Below are 6,242 nucleotides of genomic sequence, written 5' to 3'. Positions count from 1 at the left end.
AAGGCGACTTTCCGTTCAAAATTGAACGGAAAGTCACCTTTTTTCGTTTCACATATGTTTTACGGAATGAAAAACGTAAGTTTTTCAGTGCCCTCCCAGATGGTAGCGTCTTTTTTCTTTTTCCTGATAGGCATCCCTCTACCATTTATCCCAAAAGTGCGGGCGGGGAAGATACAATCTTGTAAGAAAGCTAGTAATAAATTATGTTATTAGCGTATTACACCAAAATTATTAACTAAATCCCTATACAGGAGAGCATTATGCATATGCGTGATTTACTTTTTATCATCACTTTTGGTTAGCGCGCTCTTTTTCATAACGATCATACATCATTTCTTTTAATTCTTTCCATTTTAAAAGCATATTTTTCATTGCTTCATCTATTTCATCCCAGTCAGGTGAATAAACACTCTTCATCTTCGGATGAAGAGTAACTGGCATCTCGTCTCCCCACATGTCAATCTTTCTAGTGATAGTCGCATTAGGATTTCCAACATCAACTGCACTACCAATTTTCCCGATAGCAGTATGTAATTCAACTAAAAATTCACGATATTTAATCCGATTCGCTCCGTCAAAAAACGGTCTTTGACGATTCTCATATTCTTCATTTAATATTCCAAACAATGTTGTCCAGCCGTTATGTAATTTATTAAAAGAAACTGCTTCTTGGTCTATCACTTTCAATTTCTCAATCACATTACTAAGCTTTTCCATCTCTTTATACTCGTTTGATGTAACTTCAAATTTGTATTTTGCAATTATTTCATTATGTTTTTTACCATTCTCCTTACTACGATGTTCTAATATTTCTTTTAATCCAAATGAACCAATTACAAGCCCCAGACCTATCATCGTAAAACTATCACCTATAAGAGGGATAGTTGGGTGGTTTATTTTCATTTGAAATAGCCACATGGGCATTAGAGCTACAAAACAAATAAGAGCTAAAAATTGTGCTCTTATAGAATATTTTTTGTATTTGGTTATTTCTAGAAAATCAGAAAGACTTAAACATACAGCCATTACAGATATAAGAGCAATAACAATAGTTGGGATTGAAAAGTTAAAAATTCGTAAAATCCCAGCAAAAGCTAATACAACATATGCCGATTTAAAGTTCATACTTTCCACCATTTCTACTTACATTTTCTGGGTTCTGGTGCAAAGTTTCTTAACAGATAAAAAGTTGGTATACTTGCAGATGGATGTTATGTAATTGTTGTAATTCATTATACGTCGAAAAGCCGCAGTTTGGTTGTTGCAAACTGCGGTTTCGTTTATATATAGCATGAACAGTTTCAATACCTTTCATGGTACGGGAAGCATGACGAATACTTTGAAATCCTGCGGATTTGGCAAAACGTCTCTTTACATACCTATGATCCTGTTCAATCCGGTTATTGAGGTACTTAACAGTACAATGCTTTGTATGCGCATAAAAGCCGTTCTTTTTGAGTTTTTTGAACGCACAAAGCAAGGCGGGATCCTTATCTGTAATAAGAATCGTTGGTTCTCCAAAAGCTTTGATAAGTCGCTTCATAAACATATAAGCAGCTTGATGATTACGTGTTCTTCGAAGTTGGAAATCAAGCGTATATCCATCGCTGTCAATGGCACGATATAAATAACACCAAGCTCCTTTGACTTTAATATACGTTTCATCCAAATGCCATGAGGATTGAGAAACCTTGTTTTTCTTTTTCCAAATTTGATAGATGAGATTGCCATATTCATGAACCCAACGCATAATTGTTGTGGGATGAACCGATATGCCGCGCTCTCTCAAAAGTTCAGATACATCGCGATAACTTAAAGAAAAACGACAGTAATAGCCAACGGCTACCAAAATAATATCCTGTTTGAATTGTTTTCCTTTAAAGTATTCCATGTATTATTCGCCTCATCTCAATTTTCCTACAGTTTAGCTCAGCTCAAAAAACTTTGCACCAGACCCCTTTTTCTTTTGTTTACTAAGAATTTACAAGAGTTATTTAGGTTAGGCATTTATACATTTATGCATAGACAATCATCTAAAACTTAAATAGTTAAATATAATATCATTATTAAGAAAAATAATGGAGTGATAATTTATGTATTATAATCCATATGAATATAATGATGATATTCGACAATCTGTCAATCGATTTTATGAACATATAAATGGGCAGGGGATGTCTTTTACTTTAAATTCGGGAGAGAGACTGTCCTATGTAGGAGATCCTTGGAATGATAGAATTTCTTCTGTACTTGTTGCACCTAAAACTTTGGTAATTTTGTATACTCATATAAATTATGGTCATCCAGTTAAGATACTTGAAAATAATGGTAATGCACCGCACCTTTTTAATATTCATAATGATTTTAATGATGTAACTTCATCAATTAAAACTTTTAGAATTTGGTAAAATCAAAGGAATTTCACTGTTCTTAAAATTGGGGTACAGCTGAAGCTTTATAAAAAAGTTCGATTAAAAATACTTTGCAAACTTATATTGTACGATAAATAAAACGAATCTATTTTGAAAAAAGATTGATCAAAATGGATTCGTTTCTTTTTGATGGAATAGAAAAAGAGGACGCCATATTCCTAACGGAATCTACCCTTATGCCGATAAGCCGAATAGATGATGGATTAGCGCTATCTGTTTTTGGACAGACTTCGTCCCTTGAGAAGTTTGGCCTTTTTTGATCATATGCAGGGCTTCGATACCAGCCAGTATCTTTGTTGCAGTTTGAAAGGATTGAAATCCTAACATGGGGCGTACTAATTTTTTAATAAAACGATGGTTCTGTTCGACCATATTATTCAAATACTTGATTTTCCTAAGTTCTAAATATTGGGACAAATCACCCTCTTTTTGTGAAAATTTCACTGCTTTTGGATAAGATCGATGCTTATCAACTGTGACTACACGTGGTTTTGTCGCATGACAAGATGCCAAGGCTTTTTTGAAAAAGCGCTTAGCTGATTTTGCTTTTCTATTTTTACTTAAATAAAAATCAATCGTGTTTCCTTCGGAATCTACAGCTCGATACAAATACATCCATTTCCCTTTTACTTTGATATAAGTTTCATCAACACGCCATGAGTCAGTAGTTTTCTTCAAGTGACGGCGAATTCGTTTATTTAACTCAGGTCCATATTGATGGACCCAGCGCATAATGGTTGTATGAGTAATAGATACACCACGTTCTTCCATCATTTCTACCAGATCTCTGTAGCTTAGAGCGTACCGCAGGTACCATCGAACAGTTAGCAAAATGATTTTTGATTGATAATGTTTCCATTTAAAATCCGCCGGTTTTGTCACTTGCATGCACGTCCTTTATTTATGAATAGTAATAGTGTACACAATGACAGTATTTTTTGCACCAGAACCCTATTTTCATCATAGGTATATTGAGGATTATAAATAGGAAGATTATTAGTGTGGATATTAAAGTGGTTTTGTGGTGTTAAATGATTTTGAGTTGGATATCGATATTGTTCATTTGGAATTTGAGGTATTTGATAGTAGTTATTATTGTAAGGATATTGTATTGATATAATAGTTCATCCTTTCATTTTAAAGGGTTTTTAATTAATTTTTTATAACGTTTTGTGTATTGAAGCATATATTAATTTGGTAAATTATATTAGTGTTGGTTTTCCGAATGCTTTGGATGCCATATTTATATAAAAAACCTCCTTGTTAACATTTAATAGATAATTTAAATGCAATTAAAATATATTATGTATTAAAAATCAGCAGGGTAGTTGTCTAAATAAAAATGGGTATTAACCATTCATCTATTTAACATTAATGAATAATGTACGTTAGGATCCCTTATAGGAAAAAAAAAAGACTGGGTATTTTTGAGTACTCAATCTTTTTTATTGCGATAACAATTGTTATCAGTAATTGAATTCATACGAGAATGTAATGGAATTACTATTTTGAGGCAAACGAAATTCACACAAAATATTAAGTCATATAACTAATCTATTACTGTTTCTTCAGGGGAAATCTAGTAATATCAAGGGTTCATCTAGTTTGCATACTCAAAAGTTTTTAATAACAGATGTAGCCTAACATTTCTTACAAAAATTTCAAATTACGAAGCGTAGTGACTACCTCTTGAACAGTCCTTTGAGCAGTTTCAGTATCTTTACAAACACACATTACAACTTCCCAGAATTCCCGGCCAGTTTTGTAAAAATGAGCAATGGAAACCCGGCACCCGGGTTTATTACCTGAAACATCTAGTCTACTAATGCCTACATCTGAAAACCCCATTTTCTTCAATTCATTTGAAATAACAAACTTTAGTTCTCCAATGTTTGCTAAAGCTTCACTAAGATGCCGAATCTCACTATTCCACCATAATGCTTGACGATCTTGGCGATAGTAATTTTCCGAAATATTGGAGTAAGGAATATATGGATTTGGGTGATACCTATAGAATTGTGGATACAAAGTAAAACTCCCTTTCTTAAAAAGAATCATAATCATGTTATGTGGGTGTTTACTTATAGGTTCCAGATCCTTTGAAATCCTCTTGATGTCAATATGTCTCTCTACTTTTTGTATAAAATCCTGCATATTTCAAATAGAGGTACCGCCACATCGCCAGCAAGCTAAACGTCCAATAAATAATATGTTAGTGTGTTTTTTTAATCTTTGTTGACTACATAAAAAATGTGCATGACAAGTAAACCTAATGAATAGGATCTTTTAAAAAATTATTATGCACATTTTCTCTTTTGCGACATCGTAGACTCATATACAGCACCTAAGATATCAAAGACGGTCTTCTTCCCATATCGGTGAGATTTCCGTCCATTTTTCTCTAAAAGGCTGAAAAGACGTAGGAAAATCTTTGATAATTCTTGGGTGTCCCTTTGAAATCCTTCATAAAACAATAATCTTTTATCATATAAATGGATTTGTATTGGCTTAATTCCTTCTTTTTCCTATCCAAGAGTAACTGACGCATTTTAAACATGGTAGATGTACAAAACAAAATACTTATGAGTTGTCCATATAGATGACATTCTAAGCGCTCTTTCTTGATGTCTTTACATTTATCAATTTGTAAGAAGGCCTTCCATGTTTTGAATAAAATTTCAATTTGCCAACGTAATGAATAAAGATCATGAATATTTTTCGTTGGAACGTCTTCAAGAGAAAATTACATTTGGAAAACCAAATCCAATTATTAATTCAAAGTATCAAAAAGGGTAGTTCAGTTATACGATTTATCAATCATCGCTCCTTGAAAAGCATAGGGATCCATTTTACTGGTGGATAGATGACAACGACAAAATAGAAAATTATGAATTGGAAGGTGCACAATTCACCTTTGCTAAAACAACTAGAAGTAATGTAAAGAGCATGAAGATGATTGTTCCTGCAAAAGGAAAGGACGGTGCCTATTAAGTTGTAATCATTGATGATGTTTTAAATAAGGCTGAATTAGAGAAAATCATGATTTCCTTTTTGAAATAAAAAATAGAGTCTCAAGAAAAGAATCTTGAGACTCTATTTTTATTTGAGTTTGAACGAAATATTCATGTGTTAAAAGAATTTAATAATCTATAAAACAAAAAAGTGAGATGGAATTTTTGTTTTGGGGGTACTTCAAAATATTAGCTTGATGGACATGGGGTGGGACCCCTATTACTGCTTTAACGGCCAATCTCCTAGTTATTTATACGAGAGCGTTTACTGTAATAATTTTTGTGTACCTGTAAACAATAAGGAAAGTAAGTATATCAAAGAGATGGAGGAAACAACCATGAGTGAACATTTACAACGACATCCACATTTTGGTAATACGTTAGCAGATCATTTTATGGAGCATCATCGAAATCCACTTTCATTCCACGGTCCAATTGTGCATGTAAAAGCAACAATAAAATTAGTTGAAGAAGATGATTCTAATTCAGAAGGCGGAACACATCAGCATTTTTTAATTAATAATATTCAAGTTATTGATATAAAAGGTGCACCAAAATCTTTAGTAGAAGATGAAGCTTTCTGTGCAATTCGTTATGGGGATAACTTAGGATTAAAAAATCCAATTCCAGACTTAAAAGAAGGGACAGAAATCGAACTGCAAGGGGAGTATGTTGATAAAACACATGTAAAAGTAGGAATTGGTAATCCAGGAGATCCAGTCATACATTTCACGCACCACCCAGTAGGTTTTGTAAATTATAACGGTGTACATTACGAATAAAAATTTGGAGAGAAATA

At 33.0% G+C, this 6,242-nt stretch carries 6 protein-coding genes and 1 pseudogene; 2 read left to right on the top strand and 5 right to left on the bottom strand.

Going from position 1 to position 6,242, the window contains the following annotated elements; genetic code table 11:
- Positions 1-288 precede the first annotated feature (288 nt).
- Together ACIQ7L_RS23970 and ACIQ7L_RS23965 are read right to left on the bottom strand one after the other, a co-directional pair.
- Positions 289-1,125 carry an APC family permease gene (locus ACIQ7L_RS23970; protein ID WP_400572208.1) on the bottom strand — a complete coding sequence of 279 codons (837 nt, stop codon included), beginning with the start codon at positions 1,123-1,125 and terminating at the stop codon, positions 289-291.
- 49 nt (positions 1,126-1,174) lie between these two features.
- Positions 1,175-1,891, bottom strand: coding sequence for an IS6 family transposase (locus tag ACIQ7L_RS23965; RefSeq protein WP_400572206.1), 717 nt, complete (start codon positions 1,889-1,891; stop codon positions 1,175-1,177).
- Between the two features lie 202 nt (positions 1,892-2,093).
- Between ACIQ7L_RS23965 and ACIQ7L_RS23960 the strand changes: the two genes are divergently transcribed.
- Entirely contained in the window at positions 2,094-2,408 is a 315-nt protein-coding gene (locus tag ACIQ7L_RS23960) for a beta/gamma crystallin domain-containing protein (RefSeq protein ID WP_400572204.1), read from the top strand.
- A 198-nt stretch (positions 2,409-2,606) separates the two neighbouring features.
- On the opposite strand, the gene ACIQ7L_RS23955 is transcribed toward ACIQ7L_RS23960, so the two are convergent.
- The 3 genes and pseudogenes from ACIQ7L_RS23955 to ACIQ7L_RS23945 form a co-directional block, all read right to left on the bottom strand.
- Positions 2,607-3,320, bottom strand: coding sequence for an IS6 family transposase (locus tag ACIQ7L_RS23955; protein ID WP_400572202.1), 714 nt, complete (start codon positions 3,318-3,320; stop codon positions 2,607-2,609).
- A 762-nt stretch (positions 3,321-4,082) separates the two neighbouring features.
- On the bottom strand, positions 4,083-4,460 hold the full coding sequence (locus ACIQ7L_RS23950) for a hypothetical protein (RefSeq protein WP_400572200.1): 378 nt from the start codon (positions 4,458-4,460) through the stop codon (positions 4,083-4,085).
- 269 nt (positions 4,461-4,729) lie between these two features.
- Positions 4,730-5,166, bottom strand: a pseudogene (locus ACIQ7L_RS23945) (transposase); the annotation flags it as partial.
- A gap of 615 nt (positions 5,167-5,781) precedes the next feature.
- Between ACIQ7L_RS23945 and ACIQ7L_RS23940 the strand changes: the two are divergent.
- Entirely contained in the window at positions 5,782-6,225 is a 444-nt protein-coding gene (locus tag ACIQ7L_RS23940) for a hypothetical protein (protein ID WP_400572199.1), read from the top strand.
- Positions 6,226-6,242 lie beyond the last annotated feature (17 nt).

This window comes from Bacillus sp. NPDC094106 (assembly GCF_044764345.1).
In the GTDB taxonomy this organism is placed as follows: Bacteria; Bacillota; Bacilli; order Bacillales; family Bacillaceae_G; genus Bacillus_A.
Note: the sequence above shows the minus strand (reverse complement) of the source record. Positions and strands in the feature narration are given on the sequence as shown.

What these genes read in the sequence shown, in the direction of transcription:
- ACIQ7L_RS23955 (WP_400572202.1), bottom strand. Translation starts at nt 3,320, where the DNA reads ATGCAAGTGACAAAACCGGCGGATTTTAAATGGAAACATTATCAATCA.
- ACIQ7L_RS23960 (WP_400572204.1), top strand. Translation starts at nt 2,094, where the DNA reads ATGTATTATAATCCATATGAATATAATGATGATATTCGACAATCTGTC.
- ACIQ7L_RS23970 (WP_400572208.1), bottom strand. Translation starts at nt 1,125, where the DNA reads ATGAACTTTAAATCGGCATATGTTGTATTAGCTTTTGCTGGGATTTTA.
- ACIQ7L_RS23940 (WP_400572199.1), top strand. Translation starts at nt 5,782, where the DNA reads ATGAGTGAACATTTACAACGACATCCACATTTTGGTAATACGTTAGCA.
- ACIQ7L_RS23965 (WP_400572206.1), bottom strand. Translation starts at nt 1,891, where the DNA reads ATGGAATACTTTAAAGGAAAACAATTCAAACAGGATATTATTTTGGTA.